A 20,915-nucleotide genomic window follows, 5' to 3' on the forward strand; every position below is an offset into this window, starting at 1 on the left:
TGCCATGTCTGTCGTCAACGAGATGCCGCGCACGATGCTGACCGCGGCGCAGCTCGCCGAGATCGATCGGCGGGTGCTGGTGCATCCGCACCACCACGGCGGCCGGTCGAAGCGCATCACGATCGTCCGCGGTGACGGGTGCACGGTGTGGGACGCGTCCGGTGTGGAACTGCTGGACGTCATGGGTGCCGGCAACTGGGTCGCGCAGGTCGGGCACGGTCGGCCGGAACTGGCTGACGCGGCGGCCCGTCAGATGCGCAAGCTGGCGTACTACACCGGGTTCGACATCTTCGCCAACGACCAGTCCATCACGCTCGCGCAGCGGCTGGTCGACCTGGCCCCCGACGGGCTGGACCGGGTGTTCTTCACCAACGGCGGCTCTGAGAGCGTGGAGACGGCCTTCAAGTTCGCCCGGCTCTATCACCACCACCGCGGCGAGCCAGAGCGCGTCTGGTTCATCTCGCGGAACTTCGCCTATCACGGCTGCACCTATGCCAGCGGCGCCGCGACCGGGTTCCCCGGCATTCACGAGGGCATCGGGCCGGAGTTCCCGAACGTGGCGCGGGTCTCGCCCCCGCACAGCTACCGCGCGCCGGACACGTGTCCCGGCCGGGACCTCACCGACTTCCTCATCGAGGAGTTGGCTACCACCATCGAGCGGATCGGCCCCAGCAACGTGGCGGCGATGATCGGCGAGCCGGTCATGGGCGGCGCGGGGGTTCTCATACCGCCCGCGGACTACTGGCCGCGGGTCCGCGAGCTGCTGTCGCGCCACGGGATCCTGCTCATCGCCGACGAGATCGTCACCGGTTTCGGCCGGACCGGCGCCTGGTACGACTCGGCCGAGCGCGGCATGCAGGCCGACCTGGTGACCGTGGCGAAGGGCCTCACCAGCGGCTACGCCCCGCTGGGGGCGGTGCTCATGAGCGACGCGATCGCCGAGACGATCGCCGGCGGCGACACGTATCTGTTCCACGGTCACACCTACTCCGGCCACGCCGCCGCCTGCGCGGTCGCGCACGCCAACCTCGATCTGCTTGAGCAGGAGGGCCTGGTGGATCGGTCCCGCACGGTCGGCACGTGGCTGCGCGAGGCATTGGCCCCCCTTGCCGACCTGCCCAACGTCGGCGAGGTGCGGGTAGCCGGCGCCACCGCCGGCGTGGAACTGGTGGCCGACCGGGACACGCGGGAGCCGTTGATGGCCGACTGGGTCACCGTCGCCCTGCGCGACGAGCACCGCGTGGCGGCCCGGGAGTACGGCAACACCCTCGTCATGGCCCCGCCGCTGGTCATCTCCCGGCCCGAGGTCGACCGCGCCGCGCAGGCGCTGGCCGACGTGCTGCGCCGCCGACCCGCCAGTCACTCGTGATGGAGTCCTACGACTACGTCATTGTCGGCGCCGGCACCGCCGGCTGCGTGCTCGCGGCGCGGCTGAGCGAGGACCCTGACGTGACGGTGTGCCTGCTCGAGGCCGGACCTGCTGACGACTCGGACAACATCCGCATCCCGGCGGCGGGCGGCAAGCTGCTGCGCTCACAGTACGACTGGGACTACAACAGCAACGAGGAGCCACGGCTGGGCGGGCGCCGGCTCTATCTGCCGCGGGGACGTGTGCTCGGCGGTACCAGCGCGCTGAACGGCATGGTGCACATCCGGGGCAACGCCCGCGACTTCGACGAGTGGGGTCAGCCCGGCTGGACCTACGAGACCATGCTGCCGTACTTCGTCGGCTGCGAGGACAACGAGCGAGGCGCCTCGGCTTACCACGGGACCGGCGGCCCGCTGCCGGTCGCCGAGAGCCGTTCGCGCAACCCGATGGCGGCCGCGTTCGTGCGTGCCGCGGTGGAGGCCGGGTTTCCGGCCAACGACGACTTCAACGGCCCGAGCCAGGACGGTTTCGGCTTCTATCAGGTGAACCAGCGCAACGGGCGGCGGTGCAGCGCCGCGGCGGCATACCTGCATCCGTCGGCTGCTCGACCCAACCTGACCGTGCGCACCCGCACCCACGCACACCGCGTTCTCGTCGAGGGCGGGCGGGCTTGCGGGGTACGGGTCCAGCGGTACGACGAGGTGGTCGACATCCGGGCGCAGCGCGAGATCATCGTGGCCGCCGGGGCGTACAACTCCCCGCAGCTGCTCATGCTGTCCGGAATCGGTCCGGCCGAACGCCTCGCGGCGGTGGGCGTGCCGGTCCTCGTCGACCTGCCCGAGGTCGGCCGCAACCTGCAGGACCATCCCGCCGTATACCTGGTCTTCACACACGACGAGCCGGTCAGCCTGCTGTCCGCCGGTGAGGAAAGGAACGTTCGCCAGTTCGAGGCTGACGGCAGCGGACCGCTGTCGTCCAACGTGCCGGAAGCCGGTGGCTTCGTGCGTACCCAGAGCGACCTGGCGGCCCCCGACGTGCAGTACCACGTGCTGCCGGTGATGTTTGTCGAGTGCGCCCTCGGCGAGTCGGCCGAGCACGGCATTTCCTTCGGGCCCTGCGTGTTGCGGCCGGCCAGCCGCGGCGAGGTCAGCCTCGCCTCCGACGACCCGACAGCCAAGCCGCGCATCCGGCACCAGTACTACGAGGACCCTGCGGACCTGCGGACGATGACAGCCGGCCTGCGAATCGCCATGGAGCTGGCCGGGCAGCCATCGCTGGCGCCGTACACCGTGCGCCCGTACGCATATCCGGCTTCGACCGACGAGGCGGACCTGCATGCATTCCTGCGGGCACACACCCAGTCGGTCTTCCACCCGGCCGGCACCTGCGCGATCGGTCCCGTGCTGGACCCGGATCTGAGGGTGCACGGGGTGGACGGCCTGCGCGTGGTGGACGCGTCCGTGCTGCCGCTTGTGCCGAGGGGCAACACCAACGCCCCGACCGTAGCGGTCGCGGAGCGGGCGGCGGACCTGATCCGTGGCCGCACCGAGGCGGCCCACACCCGCGAAGGCTTGATGGAGGTGCATCGATGAGTGAGAGACTCGGCAGCCGGGCGGTCGTGCTCGGTGCCGGAATGGCGGGCCTTGTGACGGCCCGGGTGCTGGCGGACCGGTATGCCCAGGTCGTGGTCGTCGAGCGCAACACCGTCGTCGGCGTGACCGGCCCGCGTGCGGGTGTGCCGCAAGGGCACCACGCGCACGCTCTGCTGGCCCGAGGACAGGAGGTGATGGAGCGGCTCTTCCCCGGTATGCAGGCCGACCTGACCGCCGACGGCGTGCTCAGCGGCGACCTGTCGGGGGATCTGCGCTGGTACTTCCGCGGTCGCGCGCTGCAACAGTCGCACTCGGGCCTGAGTAGCGTCTCGGCCAACCGGCCGACGCTGGAGGCCTATGTGCGCCGGCGGGTGGTCGACATGCCTGAAGTGGTCATGCGGGAGCGCACCGTTGTGCAAGGTCTGGCGACGACGGCCGACCACAGCCGGGTCATCGGCGTGCGGGTCGTCGGAGACGAACCAGGGGCGACGCCCGAGACGATCGATGCCGACCTGGTGGTCGACGCGACCGGCCGCGGCAGCCGCACCCCGGCGTGGCTGGAGCAGTTCGGCTACCAGCGGCCGGCAGAGGACAAGGTGCGAATCGACCTGGCCTATGTGTCGCAGTACTTCCGGTTGCGCACAGACCCGTTCGGCACCGATCTGGCGATCAACTCGGTGCCGCACCCGGGCAACATGCGTGGAGCCTTTTTCGGCAAGTTCCCCGACAACGTGGCCCTGCTGTCCCTTACCGGGCTGCTCGGCGACCACCCGCCGATGGACCGCGAGGGGTTCCTGGAGTTCGCCCGATCGCTTGACGCACCGGAGATCTACGAGGCGATTCGCACCGCGGAGCCGCTCACCGAGCCCGCGATGTTCCGCGTGCCGGCCAGCGTCCGACGCCGGTACGAGAAGCTGACCCGCTTCCCGGACGGTCTGCTGGTCGTCGGCGACGGCGTGTGCGCGTTCAACCCGGTGTACGGCCAGGGGATGACGGTGGCCGCGATGGAGGCGGACGCGCTGGCCAAGCACCTGAGCCGCGGTCCCGCCCGTCCGCGGGAGTTCTTCCGGGCCGTGGGTCGCATCGTTGACGTGCCGTGGGAGACCTCCGTCGGCGGTGACCTGGCATTGCCCGCGATCGAGGGGAAGCGTACGGCCAAGGTCAAGGTGGGCGGCGCGTTCCTCGCCCGGCTGCACACCGCGGCCCAGCGCGACGGCGCCTTCACCCGCGCGTTCTTCCGGGTGGCCGGCCTGGTCGACCCGCCGAGCGCGCTGATGAAGCCCGGCTTCATCGCCCGCGTTCTGCGCTCCGCCCGCAAGGTCGACGCCGAGACGGTACCGGCGGGGAGGCCGGATGTCGTCGTCGGGCAACGCGCTGTCGTCGTGGGCGGCAGCGTGGCCGGGACCCTCGCGGCGCGTGTTCTGTCCGACCACTATCGCGAGGTGGTCGTCGTCGATCGCGACGAGGTGCTCGGCATCGACGTTCCCCGGCGCGGCACACCGCACACCGCCCACGCGCACGGACTGCACGGACGCGGATACCTGATCCTGACCGAGCTCTTCCCGGGCCTGCGGACCGACCTGCAGAGCCGTGGCGTGCCGGTGGGTGATCTCGGTGAGATGCGCTGGTTCTTCGACGGTCGGCGCGTTCAACCGGCCCGTAGCGGCCTGCTGTCGATCACCGCTCAGCGGCCGGTTCTCGAGGAGTATCTGCGTTCCCGGGTCGCTGCGCTGCCCAACGTGACGTACCGGCAGGGCACCGAGTTGACCGGCCTGCGGGCCACCGCCGACAACCGGCGCGTCACCGCGGTGGCGCTGCGCGACGTGGTGACGGGGACGGAGAGCGTTCTCGACGCGGACCTCGTCATCGATGCCACCGGGCGCGGCTCCCGCCTGCCGGTGTGGCTGGAGCAGTTGGGCTACCAACGGCCGGTCGAGGAACGTATGAAGATCGGCTTGGCGTACACCACCCGGCTGTACCGCAAGCGACCGGAGATGTTCGACGGGACCCAGTCCATCAACCCGGTCGCGTCGCCAGCGCACCCGCGCGGGGCGTTCTTCGGGCAGGTCGGCGAGCATGAGTGCATCGTGTCGCTGACCGGGATTCTTGGCGACCACCCGCCGTCGGACCCCGACGGCTTCCTGGCCTTCGCCCGTTCGCTGCCGGTGCCGGACGTGTACGACGGGCTACGCGACGCCGAGCCGCTGACCGAACCCGTGACGTTCACCTTCCCGGCGAGCCTGCGGCGCCGGTACGAGCGGCTGTCCCGCTTCCCGGAGCGCCTACTCGTGCTCGGCGACGCGGTTTGCAGCTTCAACCCGGTCTACGGCCAGGGCATGACGGTCGCCGCCATCGAGGCGATGACGCTGCGCAAGTGGCTGCTCCGCGGCGCGCCGCCCGAGCCGCGCGGGTTCCTGCGCGACATCGGTCGCGTCGTGGACACGCCGTGGCAGATCTCCACAAGCGGCGACCTCGACTTCCCAGGTGTACCCGGCAAACGGTCGGCGATGGTGCGCATAGGCAACGCGTACATGGCGCGGGTGCAGTACGCGGCAACCAAGGACCCGTCGATCACCGCGGCGTTCATGCGTGTGGCCGGCCTGATCGACCCGCTGAGTTCGCTGATGCGCCCCGGCCTCGTCCGGCGCGTGCTGCGGCTGTCACGCGACCGCACAACCGGGCCGGCGGCCGGGTCTCTCACCGCATTCGATCCCACCAACGAGGTAGAGAGGGCCGCGTCATGAAACCGTTCCGCATCGAGATTCCGCAGGCCGCCATCGACGATCTCCATCGTCGGCTGGCCGACGTCCGCTGGCCCGCACCACTGGGAGACGATGACTGGAGCCGCGGCGTACCGGTGTGGTACCTGCGTGAGCTCGTTGAGTACTGGCGTACCCAGTACGACTGGCGGGCCGCCGAGGCCGAGCTGAACCAGTACCCCCAGTTCCTCGCCGAGATCAACGGTGTCACCGTTCACTTCCTGCACGTACGTTCCCCGGAGCCGGACGCGGTGCCGATGCTGATCACCCACGGCTGGCCGGGCTCGGTGGCCGAGTTCCTCGACGTCATCGGTCCGCTGACCGACCCTGCCGCGCACGGCGGCGACCGGGCCGACGCGTTCCACCTCGTCATTGCCAGTCCGCCAGGGTTCGGCTTCTCCGGCCCGGCCCGCCCGGGGTGGCACGCGGGCACCATCGCGCCGGTCTGGGCCGAGCTGATGAACCAGCTGGGCTACGACCGGTACGTGGTCCAGGGCGGCGACGCCGGCGCGGTCATCTCGCAGCAGGTCGCCGCCGTGGCACCAGATCATGTCATCGGGTTGCACGTCAACATGCTGATGACCTTTCCGTCCGGCGACCCGGAGGAGCTGGCCGGGCTCAGCGAGCTCGACCAGGCGCGTCTGGCACTCATGGGTCGCTTCGACGCGGAGCTGTCCGGATACATGAAGCTCCAGTCGACCCGGCCGCAGACCTTGGCGTACGCGTTGACGGACTCGCCGGTGGGCCAGTTGGCCTGGATCGTGGAGCGGTTCCGGGAGTGGACCGACGCGGCGAAGGTGCCCGACGACGCCGTGTCGAGGGACCGGTTGCTGACCATCGTGAGTATCTACTGGTTCACTGCCACCGCTGGCACGTCGGCCGCGCTCTACTACGAGGGGGCGGAGGGCATGCGCGCGATGGCCTCCGGCTGGCGGCCGGAACCGATACGGGTCCCGGCCGGCGTCACGGTGTACCCGCACGATCCCTTCCAGCCGTTGCGCGGGCTGGCGCACCACTATCTGGCCGACATCGTGCGGTGGAGCGAGCCCGATCGGGGTGGTCACTTCGCCGCGATGGAGGAGCCGGACCTGTTCGTCGACGACGTGCGAGCCTTCGGCCGTATCGTGCGGTGACGGCAACGGAAGTCGGGCGGCCCTGACTGGGCCGCCCACCCTGTGGTAGCCGCGGCCACGCCCACATCCGATGTGGCGCAACGGGAACGGGCGACCGGCGGCCCGATGTCGAGCTGGCAAACCCGATCGCCGCTCGGCAGCATTCGGCGCAGCACCCCTCGACGTCGGCGATCCAGGCTGCGATGTCGTCCGCGTGCGGTGCAATCAGCCCAATGCGGACGTCCAGTGTGATGACGGCGATCGCGGCCGAGCCGGCAGCAGGCAGGTCCCACTGTTTGCGCATGATTGTCCCTTCACGATGCCGCAAGCCGTAGCACCAGAGCGGCGACGGCAAGGCACGCAGAACAACCCAGAGAAGCGCAGCAGGATGAACAGAGCGCATTATCGGAGTAGACCCGTTGAAGCACATGAATATGCTTCTAAAGTAGATCGACGCTCCCGCTGGCAGCTCCCGCAACGGGTCCATGACGCTATGGACGGTGCCTGGTCATCAAAGGAAGGACACCGATGGGCACCCGAGCGCGAACCAATGTTCCACCGCTGGTCCGCGACGGCGAGAGCGTCCCTGCGCGGAAGCTTCATCACGGCCTCCGCCAGCTGATCCCGCCAGCCTTTGCACTATTCGCGCGCACGAACAACACCGTCACGGGATCGATGCGCCCAATACCGATAATCGGAGGCTCCCATGTCGGCAACCGGTAACCCAAAAATTTCGATAGTGATCCCGACATACAACCGTCGCGACAGGCTGCACAACACCTTGCACCATCTCACCCGGCAGGTGCCCGGCACGCCGGAGTTTGAGGTCGTGGTGTCCGACGACGGCTCGTCCGACGACTCGGCGACCGTCGCCAAGTCGTTCTCCGATCGACTGAACCTGAAATACACCTACCAGGAGGATCTCGGCAACCGCGTCGCGCTCGCGCGCAACAACGGTGCGAGGCTGGCCACCGCACCGATCCTGGTCTTCTTGGACACCGGCGCGATCGCCGGGCCCGACTTCGTGCTACAGCACTATCTGGCCCACAGCAATGGTTCGCCGCGGCATGCCCTGGCCGGATACGCCTACGGCTACAACCCAGGGGACCCGATGCTGCAGGTGCCCGATCTCCTCAAGCGGTTCACACCCGAGGAGATGGTGGAGGTCTACGGCCGGGCCCACGAGTTCCTCGACAGTCGCGAGTTGGCGCTGCTCAGGTGCAACGACGACCTGACCAAACGTAGCGTGCCGTGGCTCGTCTTCTGGACCATCAACTGCTCCGTGCACACCGACGACTTCTGGGCGGTGGGCGGCTTCGACGAGGGGCACCGCGGCTGGGCCGTGGAGGACCTCGATCTCGGATACCGCCTGCACCGTAGTGGCCTACCGCTGCACTTCAGCCGCGCGGCGTGGGTGATCGAGGAGCACCAGGACCGGGTGTTCGATGAGCAGTACGAGGAGTTCCAGGCCAACATGCTGCGCTTCGTGACCAACAATCCGGAGCCGGTCAACGAGATCGGCTGGACGGGGGTGGTCCACGAGAACATGTTCTGGGCGTGGGAGGAGGACAACAACGACCTTATCCGGTACACCGACGAGGTGCGCGATCTGGACGTTTCGGCAGAGGTCGAGCTGGCGTTGCGGGGCGTCTCCGCGACCGACCGCGTGGTCGTGATCGGCGCTGGTGGCGCGTTGCCCGAGTCGATGCACGCGGCCACCGTGATGGACTTCGACCGGGAGCTGATCGAACGCGTGGCAGCCACCGGGCGGCACGTCACCCATCACAGCCTGGGCCTACGCACGCCGCTGGCCGACCAGTCCGCCGACGTCGTCATCCTCACGTCCCGGCTCGCGAAGTTCTGGCGCCGCTGGGAGGACCAGTTCATGATCGAGGCACGCCGCATCGGACGCGACGTGCGCTGCCTCGTGCCGTAGACCCGCACTCCCCTTACTACCACTGCGCCGGCGGATGGCAGCTGGAGGCGGCCTTGTGGCGGTCACGAGACCATCATCGACGGTCTGGAGAACCTCGTCACGGCCGCCCAGGCCCAGCTCGACGGGCCGATCGAGGCAAGGTGCTCCCTACGCTTCTGACGCCATCAAGGAGGCGGTCGACATGCTCAACACCGCCAGCAGCGGCTCGTCACTCTACGGGGATGTGCCGATTCAGCGCATCGAACGGGACATCCAGGCACTCAACCTGCACGCCCTGATGCACCTCAACGCCAACCTGGAGCGGTACGGCCGGATGCTCTGCGGCCTGCCGCCCAACCCCATGTACCTCTGACTCGGCACACCCCGGAAAGCCTGCCCGCCGATCATCGCCGTCCGGTGGGTGGGCTGCCGTGGCCTGCCCGAAAAATCAAGAGGAGCAACCGGATGCGGCCTACGCTCTCCGACGCCACACCCCTCACGGGCACCACATCCAGCACGCGCCGTCGCTTCGCGGCGCTGGTCCTGCTGTGCTTCGCCAGCTTCATGATGATCCTCGACTCGGAGATCGTGATTCTGGCCCTGCCGTCCATCCAGAACGACCTCGGGCTGGACCCCTCGGCGGCGCAATGGATCCTCACGGCCAACGCCATCACCTTCGGCGGCCTGCTCCTGCTCGGCGGGCGCGCGGCCGACCTGCTCGGCCGGCGCCGCGTGTTCATGTGGGGCATGGCCCTGTTCCTGATCACCTCGCTGGTCTCCGGCATCGCCTGGAGCGGCGAGGTCATCATCGTGGCCCGCGCGCTGCACGGCGTGTCGTCGGCCATGCTCGTGCCCAGCGCGCTGTCCATCCTGATGAACACCTTCCGGGAGGGTAAGGAACGCAACCGGGCCATCGCCTCGTGGTCAGCGGTCGGCGGCGTCGGCGCCACCGCCGGGCTGCTGCTCGGCGGCACGATCACGACCGGGCTCGGCTGGCAGTGGGTCTTCCTGGTCAACGTGCCGGTCGTGGCGCTCGTCATGCTGATCAGCCCGTTCGTGCTCGACGAGAGCTGGGACCGCAACCGCGTGCGCAACTTCGACATCGCCGGCGCCGTCACCATCACCGTCGCCGCAACCGCCCTGGTGTATGCGATCAGCAACGGGCCCGCGCTCGGCTGGGGCAGCGCACCGATCATCGCCCTGTTCGCCGCGGCGATCCTGCTCCTCGGGGCGTTCGTCGTGATCGAGGCCCGATCCGCTGCACCCCTTGTGCCGCTTCGGTTCCTGCGGCTGCACACGGTCAAGAGCGGCAACTTGCTCATGGTCGTCGTGGCGATGATCGTGTGGGGCGCGAGCGTGCTCTTCTCGCTCTACACCCAGCAGGTGCTCGGCTACTCGGCCGTCATGTCGGGCTTTGCCACCTCGGTCATGCCCGTGGCAGCCGTATTCGGCGCCTACATCGGGCAGGCCTTCATCACCAAGCGCGGATTCCGCGTGGTCGCCGGGATCGGACTGCTCGGGTTCGGCGTGTGCTGCCTGCTGCTGTCCCGGATACCCGTTGAAGGACAGTACTTCCGCGATCTGTTCGTCGCGCTCGGACTGTTCGGTCTCTCCCTGGGCGTCGCGCACACCACCGCCTCGATCGTCGCACTCACGGCGGTCCCCGAGCCGGAGTCGGGCCTCGCCTCCGGGCTGAGCACCGCGAGCTTCCAGGTCGGCGGCGCCATCGGCGTCGCGCTCGTCACGACCGTGTCGGTGACCGTCTCGCGCGGATCAACCGCGCTGCCCGATCTGACCAAAGGTTTCCAAGCCGCGTTCATCGCCCTGGTGTGCGCCGCGATCGTTGGCCTCGTCATCGCCCTGACGCTGCCGCGCAAGGCGGTCGCGCAGGCCGGCTGACCGTGGGGCCGGCTCAAGGCCGGCCCCACGCAAGACCGGCCCGAGACTCGTCCAGCGATCGACCATCCAGGTTTAGGCAGAGAAGCCCACCACCGCGGAACTCGAACGCCGAGGTGAACCCTCCGGGGTGCTCCAATTCCGCCTGCTCGCAGGCGGCGGCTACGGGAGCGGCGAACGCGGCGAGGAAGAATGCCCGTTTGAGCTGCTTGTTGCCGCCTCGGGTGGGTGTTCACCGCGGATGCTGGTGCCGGATCGTCGGGTGACGGGTGCGAGGCCGGCGTAGGCGGCGAGGTGTCCGGGGGTGGGAAAGGCGGTGCCGTCGCCGACTTCGAGCAGGATCCGGGCGGCGGTCCTGACGTCGATGCCGGGCATCGAGGTCAGGACCTCGGCGAGAGGGTGTGCATCGAGGATCCTCTCGACCTCGCCGGCGACGTGGTCGCGTTGTCGCAGGACGTCGCGGAGGCTGTCAACAAGGCGGGGCAGGATCGTCTCCGCGGCGGTGGCCGCCGGGGAGGGTGACGGTCTGCTCGTCGAGGGCGGTCATGATCTGGGCGATGAGTCGTTCGCCCAGGCGAGGGGCGTGAGGGCCGGCGATGGACAGCAGCTTGCGGTGGCCGGCCTTGCGTAGCCCTGCTGGTCCGCCGCAGCGGGACAGCAGTTCCAGGACGGCCTTGTGCTGCATCTTCGGGCCAAGGACCCGTTCGAGGGCGGGGTGGATCTGGGTGAGCGGCCCACGGATCTGGTTCGAGATGCGGGTGGCTTCGCCGGCGAGGTCGTCATCGAAGCCAACCAGGACTTCCAGCTCTGCGAAGGTTTCGTCCCTGACGTCGACGCGCCGCAGCGTGTGGGGCAGGGTCGGGCGGCGTCAGCGATGACGTAGGCGTCGCGGGCGTCGGTCTTCGCCGTGCCGGGGTGCAGGTCGGCGATGCGGCGCATGGCAAGTCCGGGCAGGTAGGCAACCTGATGCCCGGCCGCTCGGGCGACCGCGATCGGCAGGGCGCCGATCGAGGCGGGCTGGTCGACCACCACCAGGATCCGGCCATGGCGGCCGAGCTTGTCGAACAGTTGCCGCAGCCTGACCTCAGTGTTCGGCAACGCCGCGTCGTGCAGCCGTCTCGGCACACCAATCGTTTGCGAGGTTCGGGCAGGAGGATCAGCGGCCGAGGACCGGGATGAGCCGACCGTGCGGCTTGGGACGGTCGAGGTGCAGGCCGAGCACCCCGACGTCGAGGGCCCCGTTGGCGTCGATGTCGAACCGCCAGACGGTGTTCGGCGCGTCGCCGACGACCACCACGGCCGCCGTGCCGTCGGAGGCCGCCGCCAGCGCGCCGAGGCGTTCCAACTCCTCGGGCGGAAGCGGGGCGGTGACCACCACCAGGTGGTCGCGAAGCGCCGAGGACCCGTGTGCGTCCTGGGCGTCGTCGCCGGGCAACATCAGGACGGAACGCAGGTCGACGACGACCCGAACCCGTTCCGGGACCGGCCAGGGCGGAGGTGGTGGGCCGACGACGCTGATCGTCACCGACGTCGCGGCGTAGCGGCTGATCTCGTCGAGGAACGCGCCCGCCAGGCGGTACGCGGCTGTCGGCTCCCCGGTGAGCGCGACGATTCCGGGCGCTCGTCCCAGGTTGACGACTGTCAGCTCACCGCCGACGGTGCCGACGGTGGCGAGCATCGGCAGCCCGCCGCCATCAGCGGTCACCTGCTGGTCGAGGTCCCAACTCGGCGCTTCCCAGATCGCACCCTGCTGCCGTGCCCGCCACGGGGGCGGCGGGTCCGGCAACGCCGGCGCCAGCCGGAGCGACACCCGGTCCGCACCGACCATCGCCGCGTACACCGGGGGCTGGGACGCCGGTGCGGCGATCTGCCGCAGGGCGCGGTCCAACGCCTGCCGTGAGCCCGGCGCGGGTCGCGGCGGCTCGGCCGCGCGGCGGCGTCGAACCAACCGAATCAGCACCGGTACGACGACCGCCAGCACCACCGCGCCGATGCCCAGCAGCGTCACCGCGACCGGTCGGAGCCCGAAGGTTCCACCGCCGCCGTCCGGAGGAGCCGGGGGCGCCGCTGCCGGTCCTTGCTCCGGTTGGTCGACCGGCGGAGCTTCCGGTTGCTGGCCCAGGTCCGGCGTGGCCGACGGCGGCGGACCGACGCGGATCTCACCGGAGGTCGCGCCCTCGGGGAGGACGAAGACCCAGCCGGCGCGGATCGGCTGCGCCGGATCCGTCAGTGTGCCGCCGTCCGGCTGGGTACGCCCCTGGTTCAGCTCGAAGATCTCCGGCCAGCGCCGGCTGTCGCCGAGCACCCGGTCGGCGACCCCGGGCAGCGTCAACTCGCTCTCCGCGCCCGGTTGCCCGGGTACCACCCAGTACGGCACCGACGGTTCTACGGCGTCCGCCCCGGTCGGGGTCGCCAGCAGGAACGCGGTCACCACCGCCAGCACCAGTCCGGCGTACGCCCTGGTCAGGGACATCTCACTCGGCTCCGTCGGCGTCGACCGAGTCGCGCAGGGCGCTCGCCTGCAGGCGCATGGCCCGTGGCCCGCCCGGGTTGACCAGCACGTCGAGCCCGTCCGGAAGCAGCCCCAGCAGCTCGGTCAGACCGACCTGCCGCCACTGTGGCGCGTCGACGCGCGCCTGGTCGAGGGCGCCGGAGGCGACCACCACGCAGGCCACCCCGTCCGGGGCGGACGTCACGGCCGCCTCGCCCGCCTCGTCGAGCGCCACCGCCACCAGGCTGTCCCGCAGCGTCCGCAGCACCAGGCCGACGTCGGCCCGGTCGGTGGCGACCAGCTTCGCCGCCGCGTCCACGGCGCTGGTGGGTGAGTCGGCGTTGCGCGGCTGGTACAGCGGGTTCGCCTCGAACCGTCCGATGGTCCCGTCGTCCTCGACCAGCCAGCCGCCGACGATCGTCTCCACCGGAGGAGCCTCGGTCGGCTGCTCGTCGTCGCTGTCCAGCAGCAGCATCCAGTTGCGCTGCACGTCGGTCTCGTCGTGCTCGTTCATCAGGACCTTCCCCTCGGCGTCGGTGTGATCTTTCGGAATTCGCCCTTGCCGTCCTTCGGGTCGTCCGTGCTCTCCACGGCCAGGGTCGCGATGGTCTCGCCGGGATTGGTGAGCAGGCCGATTTCATCAATGCCCCGGGTCACGTGCACGGTGTTGTTCGCTGCGAAGATCTGCCGCCGGTTACCGAGGTCGCGCATGACGTCCGCGAACTGCTGCCCGGCTTCACCCTTGATGTTGGCGAAGTTGCAGGAGATCATGGCGATCGCGGCCTTCGGGTTGGCCTCGGCGAGCGCCCTGAAGTTCGGGTCGTTGCTGAGGATCTTGGCCATGCTGGCGCCGGTGACGTGCACCACCTTGCCGCTGGACAGGGTCACCGCGGCGGTGTCCGGGCTGCCGTGGGCGAAGATGAACATCGGGTCGCTCCTCAGGTTGCTCCACGGAGCCGGCAGGAACTGGTTGCCGGCGAGGGTGGGCTCACTGCCGGGCAGCTGTCGGATGGCCTTCGCACCCCCGATGTCCATCGAACCGCCCAGGTTCTTACCGGTGGCGAGGTTGGCCTTCTGCGCTCCCCAGTCGGTGAAGTTCTCGGCGTCGGTCGACCTGCTGGGGAAGATGACGCCGATCTGCTTGCCCTCGCTGTCGCGCAGGGGCACGGACTGGACGTCCGCGGGACGGAACGTCTTCAGGCGGCCCTTGTCGGTCATCCCGGCCAGGAGGCTGGGGTCGGCGGCGCGCCTCTCCTTGGAGATCCTGAGGTCGTGCGCGAAGCGCATGTCATTGATCTTGTTGCCGATCGACGTGAACACGCCCTTGATGGTCTTGCCGAGGCCGACACTGGTGACGGCGGTGTCGATCCCCGCCCCCGGCGTGGGAGCCTTGCCCACGCTCCGGGTACTGCCCGGCGTGCCGCCGAGCCCCTTGATGCTGTTCTTGATCCCCTCCGAGACGCTGCCCGGCAGCTTGTTGCCAGCACTGCCAGCGATCTTGACGATGCGACTGACGAGCCGCCCGCCCGGCACCAGACCGAGCAGCAGACCTCCGGCGGCCAACCCGATCGCGGCGGGATCACCGGTGAGCGCCGCCGCCGCGAGGTCGATCGCACCGGAGAGGAAGCCGATCGCCTGGCCCAGCGGTGGGAAGATGAACGAGGCGATCACCGACAGCGCGTCCAGGATCAAGGTGATCCACTGGATGACGGTGCTGCGGAGGAAGTCGATGAACGCCTGGAACGCCTCGACGATCTTCTCCCAGAGCGAGCGCTGCGGCGCGTCCTTCGCCAACCCCCGCAACGTCTGCGCCGCCGTCCGGGCAGCCTGATCACGTAACGCCGTCGCCTGGCCCAGCAGCGCCTTCGCCTGGTCGAGCGCCTGCTGGGCGTCGGCCGCGCGGTTCTGTGCGGCGGCGTCGTCGTCACTGGCCTTGTCCTTGGCGGCCTGGTCCGCCGCCGGATCGCCGCCCAACGCGGTGATCGCCGCCTGAGCCGAGACGACCGCTGCCTGCGCGGCGGCCTGGTCGCCGGACGCTTGTCGGGCCTGATCGAGGGCCCGCAGCGACATCGCCTGCGCCTCCTCCAGCGACGGCAGGTACCGCACGTACGCGTCGGCCGCCGCGGCGTAGGAGTTCGCCATCCGATCCAGCCGCCCGGGCAGCTTGCCGATCAGGTCACGGAACGCCTCCATCGCCTTGCCCTGACCAAGCTGGACCTGGCCACCGGAGGCGAGCAGGTCGTGCGCCTCCCGCGTGGTGGTGGACAGCTCCTGGTAGGCCCGCGTGATCTCGTCGAAGGACTCCGGATCACCGGGTACCGGGTCGGAGTCCACCTGCAACACCGACCACTCGGCGTCTCCCGGACGCGTCATGACCAACCTCCCCATCGCACCGACCGCACCCCGCTCCGGCCAATGCCGTGAGCCGACTCGCACACGTAGCGATCGTGGAAACGGTTCAGCCGGACTGAACCGATCCGACCGGTCGTCCGTGTACGGCGCGGAGTCATTGACCGGATCGGGGAGGAGAGCGGGGATGGGCAAGCAGAGCAGGCTCGACGCCGGGGTGGCGCGATGAGCGTGATCGACGTACCCGGCACGGAGCTGATGCGGGTGCACGACCTGTTGCAGCGCACCAAGGAGCTGATGGACAGCTCACCGATCAGGTCGATGGGGCCGGTCGTCGACACGCTGGGGCAGCGTGAGTTGGAAGGGGCCGCCCGCGAGTTCGAGAAGCGCTGGGGCGACGGCCGGTACGTCGTGGCCAAGGACCTCGAAGGGGTCCGCGACGCCGCGAAGGCGGTGGCCGACGCGTTCCGGGAGACCGACGACCAGACGGCGGCCTCACTCGAGTCGGACGGAGCGACGAGTTGACCAGCGCAGGAGGCACGGCGGTAGCTGTCCCGACCGGATTCGAGCTGCGTACGCCGCACGACTGGGTCGACTTCTCGGTCGCCGACGAGGCGAGCGAGAACCGCGTCGCCGACGACGTGTGGACCCGGGCCCGCGATGGTGGGTTCACCGAGGAGCAGGCGGGACAGTACGCCGAGCAGCTGCGCCGGTCGGTGCGGCAGGCCCGCAACGCCGGCGCGGTGCACGCCGCCGGCACGTTCCAGGTGTACGAGGACGGCGCGCTCATCGCCACGGTGCTCGTCTCCGTGGTCACCCCGCCCGCGACCGGGGACATCATCGGGGCGTTGACCGCGGTGGCGCAGCCCGCCCACGCCGACGGCACCTGGCGTCGGGTGAGCACCGCCCAGATCCCCGCGATCGGCACCGTCGGTCGGGTGCACGGCATCCAGAACGTCAGCCAGGACGGCGTCACCATGCGCTGCGCCGTGATGCACACGGTCGTACCGCTGCCGGGGGCAACGAACGCGCTGGTGGTCACCGGTTCGAGCCCGAATCTCGCGGAGGCGGAGGAGATCTTCGAGCTCTTCGCCACGATCACCGCGACATTGACCTTCTCGTATGAGGGGGAGGCTTCCGCGCTCACGCCGCCGGCGGCCTCCCCCGGGGGAGGTCGGCAGCTAGACGAGTAAGTCCTAACTCAGGGCGGGGCTGCGGGTGCAGTGAAGGGTGTTGATGATTCGTTTGTGACGACAGACCTCAACACCCTTCACCGCACTGTACGTGAAGATCGATGACTGGCTCGGGCGGCCTGCCCGCGTCGGACGGCCGCCGAAGTTGACCGATGCCGAGCTGTTGACGCTGGGGCGTGGCGCAGGTGTTGCTGGGGGTACGGTCCGAGGCCCGCTGGCTGCGGTTCGTGCCCCGACACCTATCCGGGGCGTTTCCATGGGGGTGTCCCCCAACGTCGTTTCGTACCCGGTGGGGTCTGAGCGCTGTCGAGTCCGGCCCCGAAGGGGAGCCGGACTCCGTCGTCGCGGTGGTGCCTAGCGGGCGTCGCCGGTCCCGGTCAGCAGCTTCCGCAGCACGTCCGGTTCGGTGCGGGGCACCTGCAGCAGGTGCAGCTTGCCGTCGCCGAAGTGGGCGTGCACCCGGCCCGGCCGCCCGCCGCCGAGCTGGCTGCGGGACAGCTTCACGCCGATCAGCTCGCCGTCGCCGAGGCCCTGCGGGCTGAGCAGCGCGCCCTGCCGGTTGCGGCGGGCGTCGACGTGCCAGCCGCCGAAGCCGCTGGAGAGGCCGTCGATCGAGCCCGCCATGATCAGAGCGAGTCCCTTCTCCGTGCCGACCCGGGCGATGTCCCCGAGGTCACTGCCGGCGTCGCACTTGAGCAGCTGCTCGGCGTCGTCCAGCACGACCACGGCGGGTCCGGTACGTCCGTCGAGGGCCGCCGCGAGCCCGGCGGAGGTGAAGTTCTCGCTCGTCACCAGGTCGAGCACCCCGGGCACCCCGGCCAGTTCCCGCAGCGGCGACCGGCGGGGTGCCGCGATCACCACGGGGGTCCCCTTCTCCAGCAGACCGGCGACCATCGTCAGCAGGGCCGTGCTCCGCCCGGATCGGGGCGGCCCGGCCAGGATGAACGAGGGGTTGGTCTCGAGGTCCGGGCCGATGGCCGACAGCTCGTCCCCGCCGACCCCCACCATCGTCCAGAGCGGGCCGTCGGGCCGTGGCAGGACGCTCGCCTGCGCCAGGGTCAGCTCGTCGGGCAGCACGTCGATCCGGAACGGGCGGGCAGCGTCGCCGATCTCGGCGTCGCGCAGCCGCGCGGCCTCGGCGATCGCGGCGAGCGCGCGGGCCTGCCCCTGGCCGGAGCTGTCCCGGGTGAGCAGCGCGATCTGTGCCTCCGCACTGTCGACCGCCCGGATCGCCCGGCCCGTGCCGATCTCGTCCGGCAGCTGCCGGTAGTTGATGCCGACCATGCTGTAGTCGCTGCGTTCGGCCAGTCGCAGCACCAGTTTGTCGTCCGTCGTCGACGAGATCCGAGTGGTGAACATGCTCCGGTCACCGGCCATCACCACATGGATTCCGGCCCCGGCGCCTTCGCGCAACAGGGTCAGCAGAGCCGCCATGACGGTGCCGTTGTCGTAGTCGGCGAACGTCTTGTCGAAGACCTCGAACCGGTCGAGCAGCACCAGGATGTGCGGCGGACGGTCGGCTGCGGCAACGCCGGCCCGGTACTCGACAAGCCCGGCGGAGCCGGTGGCGGCGAGCAACTGCTGACGGCGTCCCAGCTCCGCGACGAGGCGGGTGAAGAGGCGACCGAGGCGTTCGGCCTCGGTGCGCTGCACCACCGCGCCGCAGTGCGGCAGCTCGGTGAGGGCGAGCAGGGCCCCGTTGCCGCAGTCGACACCGTAGAGGTGCACGTCGGCGGTCGAGTGGGCGCGGGCCACGGTGCCGGCGATCGTCCGCAACGCCTGCGACCGGCCGCTGCGCGACGAGCCGATGACGTGCAGATGCCCCAGCGTCCCCAGGTCCAGCTCCAACGGCACCTGCTCCTGCTGCGCCGGCAGGTCGACCAGGCCGTACGCCACCGGGGGCAGGTGGTAGCCGCTGCCGCGCGGCGCGGGAAGAGCCTCGACGGTCAGCGTGTCCGGTAGCGCTGGCAGCCACGGGCTGTGCGGCGGCTCGATGGCGAGTTGCTCACTGGCACCCCGGACGGCCTCCACCAACACGGCGAGGTCGGTGAGTTCGGCCGATGGCGCGGCCTTCACACCCGGACGGCTGGGCCTGGGCCGACCCAGGTCCTTCCAGGAGACCCGCGTGAGCCAGGGCTCCTGCCGTGCCTCGGTGCGCGTTCCCGGGCGGAAGCCGCCGACCCGCCCGGCCTGGAACGGCACCAGCGACGACTGGGCGAGGCGTACAAAGGCCCGCCCCGGCGTCGACTTCAGGATCGAGGCGGCGTCGGGGGCGTTCAGCACGTCCTGGCTCTCGCTGGTGTCGGTCACCCGCAGCGCGATCCGCAGGTTGGTGTTCGCCCGGATCTCCGGTGACACCACCCCGCCCGGTCGTTGGGTGGCCAGCACCAGATGGATACCGAGTGACCGGCCCCGCTGCGCGATGTTCACCAGACCGGTCACGAAGTCCGGCAGGTCACGGATCATCGACGCGAACTCGTCGATCACGATCAACAGTCGGGGCATCGAGGTGCGGGTCGGCTCGCGGCGCAGCAGGTCGACGTAGTCGTCGATGTCCTTCGCGCCCGCCTCGGCGAGGATGTGCTCCCGCCGCTTCAGCTCGGCCGTGAGCGAGGTCAACGCCCGGCCCACCAGGTGGGTGTCGAGGTCGGTGACCATGCCGACGGTGTGCGGCAGCCGGACACAGTCCTTGAACGCGCTGCCACCCTTGTAGTCCACCAACACGAACGTCATCGCATCCGGCCGGTTGGCGACGGCGAGCGAGGCGACCAGGGTCTGCAACAGCTCCGACTTGCCGGAACCGGTGGTGCCGGCCACCAGCGCGTGCGGACCGTCCCGCTTGAGGTCCAGCGCGAACGGCCCGTCCAACGAGACCCCGAGAACCGCCTCGGTCGTGCGACCCCCGGTGGCCCATCTGGCCGCGACCGCGTCCGGCTCCGGCGGTTCCATGCCGAGGACGTCGAGCAGCCGACTCGCGTCCGGCAGGGCCGCGCCGTCGTCCGCACCGCCGGTGTCGCGCAGCGGCGCGAGCGCGCGGGCCACCGTCCGCAGCCACTGCATCGAGAGCAGGTCCGGGTGCACCCCGGGGATCGGGGCGGCGAGCGTCCGGGTCACCAGCAGCGACCCGTCGGCCTGCTCGGCGACGACGGCCTGACACTCCTCCGGCAGCAGCTTCTCCTCGGCGTCGACGCAGATCGCGTACACCCCGACCGCAGGTCCTTCCCGCAGGATCTGCGTCACCCCGGGCAGGGAACGCAGCCGGCGTGCCCCGTCGAGCACCACGAGGACGTCGCGGAACGACCCGTCGGTCCGCTCGGCGGCGCGAGCCGCGATCACGGCACTCAGTTCGGCCACCCGCCGGGCCACGGTCTGGGTGTCGGTACCGACGGTGGCGACGGTGTCCTGGCCGTCACGCGGCAGCACATGCGGCAGCCAACCGACCCAGGACCAGCCCTCCTCGTCTCCCGCCCCGGCCAGCAGGTAGATCTGCAGGTCTTCCGGGCTGTGCAGGGTGGCCGCCTGCGCGACCATCCACCGGGCCGTCACCCGGGCGGCACCGCTACCGGCGATGCCGACCACACCGTGCTTGCGCACCGAAACGGTCGCCGGCACATCGAGCGCGCTCCACCGGACCTCCCGCCGGTGCTCGTCCTGGCTCGGATCCCGCAGCACCACCTCCGACGGCAGATCGGCGCTGCCAGCCCGCAGTTCGAGGAAGTCGGGGTCGGTACGGCGTCGTTCCCACAGGCGACGCTGCGGCCCGACGGCGATCAGCCGTACGGCGGCGGGGTCGGGGAAGTTGTCCCGTCGGGCCAGCCGCTCGGCGGTCAGCGCCGCCTGCGCCTCGGCGCTGATCCGCGTCCGTTTAGCCTCGTACTCGGCGAGCCGGGTGCGGTGGCTGGCCTTGCCCAGGCGTCGGGAGCTGATCTGACCGGCGATCAACGCCACCGGCGACAGGATGGCGAAGAGCAGGGTCAGCGGGTTGCCGGTGATGAGGTACGCGGCTCCGGAGACCACCAGCGGGGCCAGCACGGTGATCAGCACGAGCGGTCGCCGTTCCGGTGGCGACGGCGGCGACGGCAGTGTGAACTGGGTGGTGCGGGCCTCCGGCAGCAACCGGGGCGGGCGGTTGTAGTCCAGGCCGGTGCGGTCCTCGGAGATCTGCAGCGCGGCCTCGGCCCGGACCGGAACGCGGAGTTCCAGCAGGGACGAGCCGACGGCGAGTTGTCCGCCGGGGGG

Annotated in this window: 15 protein-coding genes and 3 pseudogenes; 11 read left to right on the forward strand and 7 right to left on the reverse strand. The window is 70.3% G+C overall.

The window, feature by feature from the left end; all coding sequences use genetic code 11:
• The first annotated feature begins 4 nt into the window (after positions 1 to 4).
• The 8 genes and pseudogenes from Vgi01_RS23590 to Vgi01_RS23620 all read left to right on the forward strand — a co-directional run bounded on the left by Vgi01_RS23590 (position 5) and on the right by Vgi01_RS23620 (position 10,646).
• The gene (locus Vgi01_RS23590; RefSeq protein WP_102658396.1) at positions 5 to 1,369 is read left to right on the forward strand and encodes an aminotransferase family protein; all 1,365 of its coding nucleotides are present in this window, start codon (positions 5 to 7) and stop codon (positions 1,367 to 1,369) included.
• A complete protein-coding gene (locus Vgi01_RS23595) occupies positions 1,369 to 2,961 on the forward strand; it encodes a GMC family oxidoreductase (protein ID WP_204292421.1) in 1,593 nt (530 codons plus the stop codon). The genes Vgi01_RS23590 and Vgi01_RS23595 overlap by 1 nt, the downstream gene beginning before the upstream one ends.
• A pseudogene (locus Vgi01_RS31260) lies at positions 2,958 to 3,986 on the forward strand (FAD-dependent oxidoreductase); the annotation flags it as partial. The gene Vgi01_RS23595 and the pseudogene Vgi01_RS31260, both read left to right, overlap by 4 nt.
• 357 nt (positions 3,987 to 4,343) lie before the next feature.
• Entirely contained in the window at positions 4,344 to 5,705 is a 1,362-nt protein-coding gene (locus Vgi01_RS31265; RefSeq protein WP_102658436.1) for an FAD-dependent oxidoreductase, read from the forward strand.
• Entirely contained in the window at positions 5,702 to 6,853 is a 1,152-nt protein-coding gene (locus Vgi01_RS23605) for an epoxide hydrolase family protein (RefSeq protein WP_102658394.1), read from the forward strand. The genes Vgi01_RS31265 and Vgi01_RS23605 overlap by 4 nt, the downstream gene beginning before the upstream one ends.
• 685 nt (positions 6,854 to 7,538) lie before the next feature.
• Positions 7,539 to 8,768 carry a glycosyltransferase gene (locus Vgi01_RS23610; RefSeq protein ID WP_102658393.1) on the forward strand — a complete coding sequence of 410 codons (1,230 nt, stop codon included), beginning with the start codon at positions 7,539 to 7,541 and terminating at the stop codon, positions 8,766 to 8,768.
• Between the two features lie 34 nt (positions 8,769 to 8,802).
• Positions 8,803 to 9,120: a hypothetical protein gene (locus Vgi01_RS31185; protein ID WP_102658392.1), complete on the forward strand. Its 318-nt coding sequence runs from the start codon at positions 8,803 to 8,805 to the stop codon at positions 9,118 to 9,120.
• Between the two features lie 92 nt (positions 9,121 to 9,212).
• The gene (locus Vgi01_RS23620; protein WP_102658391.1) at positions 9,213 to 10,646 is read left to right on the forward strand and encodes an MFS transporter; all 1,434 of its coding nucleotides are present in this window, start codon (positions 9,213 to 9,215) and stop codon (positions 10,644 to 10,646) included.
• A 159-nt stretch (positions 10,647 to 10,805) separates the two neighbouring features.
• Here Vgi01_RS23620 and Vgi01_RS31475 read toward each other — a convergent pair whose 3' ends face one another.
• The 6 genes and pseudogenes from Vgi01_RS31475 to Vgi01_RS23640 all read right to left on the reverse strand — a co-directional run bounded on the left by Vgi01_RS31475 (position 10,806) and on the right by Vgi01_RS23640 (position 15,507).
• Positions 10,806 to 11,018, reverse strand: a complete 213-nt coding sequence (locus Vgi01_RS31475; protein WP_373307023.1) for a transposase — start codon at positions 11,016 to 11,018, stop codon at positions 10,806 to 10,808.
• A 94-nt stretch (positions 11,019 to 11,112) separates the two neighbouring features.
• Positions 11,113 to 11,328, reverse strand: a complete 216-nt coding sequence (locus Vgi01_RS31480; RefSeq protein WP_373307024.1) for a hypothetical protein — start codon at positions 11,326 to 11,328, stop codon at positions 11,113 to 11,115.
• Positions 11,329 to 11,415: 87 nt separating this feature from the next.
• Positions 11,416 to 11,768 (reverse strand): annotated as a pseudogene (locus tag Vgi01_RS31485) (IS110 family transposase); the annotation flags it as partial.
• A gap of 31 nt (positions 11,769 to 11,799) precedes the next feature.
• Positions 11,800 to 13,116, reverse strand: a complete 1,317-nt coding sequence (locus Vgi01_RS23630; RefSeq protein WP_204292422.1) for a LysM peptidoglycan-binding domain-containing protein — start codon at positions 13,114 to 13,116, stop codon at positions 11,800 to 11,802.
• A gap of 1 nt (position 13,117) precedes the next feature.
• Entirely contained in the window at positions 13,118 to 13,648 is a 531-nt protein-coding gene (locus Vgi01_RS23635) for a type VII secretion system-associated protein (protein ID WP_102658389.1), read from the reverse strand.
• Positions 13,648 to 15,507, reverse strand: a complete 1,860-nt coding sequence (locus tag Vgi01_RS23640) for a hypothetical protein (protein WP_102658388.1) — start codon at positions 15,505 to 15,507, stop codon at positions 13,648 to 13,650. Before Vgi01_RS23640 ends, Vgi01_RS23635 begins: the two co-directional genes overlap by 1 nt.
• 201 nt (positions 15,508 to 15,708) lie before the next feature.
• Between Vgi01_RS23640 and Vgi01_RS23645 the strand changes: the two genes are divergently transcribed.
• From Vgi01_RS23645 to Vgi01_RS31625, 3 genes and pseudogenes are all read left to right on the forward strand, one after another.
• Positions 15,709 to 16,008, forward strand: a complete 300-nt coding sequence (locus Vgi01_RS23645) for a hypothetical protein (RefSeq protein ID WP_088988841.1) — start codon at positions 15,709 to 15,711, stop codon at positions 16,006 to 16,008.
• On the forward strand, positions 16,005 to 16,676 hold the full coding sequence (locus Vgi01_RS23650) for a hypothetical protein (RefSeq protein ID WP_102658387.1): 672 nt from the start codon (positions 16,005 to 16,007) through the stop codon (positions 16,674 to 16,676). The genes Vgi01_RS23645 and Vgi01_RS23650 overlap by 4 nt, the downstream gene beginning before the upstream one ends.
• 54 nt (positions 16,677 to 16,730) lie before the next feature.
• Positions 16,731 to 16,936 (forward strand): annotated as a pseudogene (locus Vgi01_RS31625) (IS982 family transposase); the annotation flags it as partial.
• Between the two features lie 94 nt (positions 16,937 to 17,030).
• On the opposite strand, the gene Vgi01_RS23655 reads toward Vgi01_RS31625, so the two are convergent.
• A partial coding sequence (locus Vgi01_RS23655; RefSeq protein WP_204292423.1) for an FtsK/SpoIIIE domain-containing protein occupies positions 17,031 to 20,915 on the reverse strand: 3,885 nt, incomplete at its 5' end.

The sequence above is a fragment of the Micromonospora gifhornensis genome, assembly GCF_016863515.1.
GTDB lineage: Bacteria > Actinomycetota > Actinomycetes > Mycobacteriales > Micromonosporaceae > Micromonospora > Micromonospora gifhornensis.

Excerpts from the sequence above, each read along its gene's own strand:
- Vgi01_RS23590 (WP_102658396.1), top strand. The coding sequence starts at position 5 with ATGTCTGTCGTCAACGAGATGCCGCGCACGATGCTGACCGCGGCGCAG.
- Vgi01_RS23595 (WP_204292421.1), top strand. The coding sequence starts at position 1,369 with ATGGAGTCCTACGACTACGTCATTGTCGGCGCCGGCACCGCCGGCTGC.
- Vgi01_RS23605 (WP_102658394.1), top strand. The coding sequence starts at position 5,702 with ATGAAACCGTTCCGCATCGAGATTCCGCAGGCCGCCATCGACGATCTC.
- Vgi01_RS23610 (WP_102658393.1), top strand. The coding sequence starts at position 7,539 with ATGTCGGCAACCGGTAACCCAAAAATTTCGATAGTGATCCCGACATAC.
- Vgi01_RS31185 (WP_102658392.1), top strand. The coding sequence starts at position 8,803 with ATGGCAGCTGGAGGCGGCCTTGTGGCGGTCACGAGACCATCATCGACG.
- Vgi01_RS23620 (WP_102658391.1), top strand. The coding sequence starts at position 9,213 with ATGCGGCCTACGCTCTCCGACGCCACACCCCTCACGGGCACCACATCC.
- Vgi01_RS31475 (WP_373307023.1), bottom strand. The coding sequence starts at position 11,018 with ATGCCCGGCATCGACGTCAGGACCGCCGCCCGGATCCTGCTCGAAGTC.
- Vgi01_RS31480 (WP_373307024.1), bottom strand. The coding sequence starts at position 11,328 with ATGCAGCACAAGGCCGTCCTGGAACTGCTGTCCCGCTGCGGCGGACCA.
- Vgi01_RS23630 (WP_204292422.1), bottom strand. The coding sequence starts at position 13,116 with ATGTCCCTGACCAGGGCGTACGCCGGACTGGTGCTGGCGGTGGTGACC.
- Vgi01_RS23635 (WP_102658389.1), bottom strand. The coding sequence starts at position 13,648 with ATGAACGAGCACGACGAGACCGACGTGCAGCGCAACTGGATGCTGCTG.
- Vgi01_RS23640 (WP_102658388.1), bottom strand. The coding sequence starts at position 15,507 with ATGACGCGTCCGGGAGACGCCGAGTGGTCGGTGTTGCAGGTGGACTCC.
- Vgi01_RS23645 (WP_088988841.1), top strand. The coding sequence starts at position 15,709 with ATGAGCGTGATCGACGTACCCGGCACGGAGCTGATGCGGGTGCACGAC.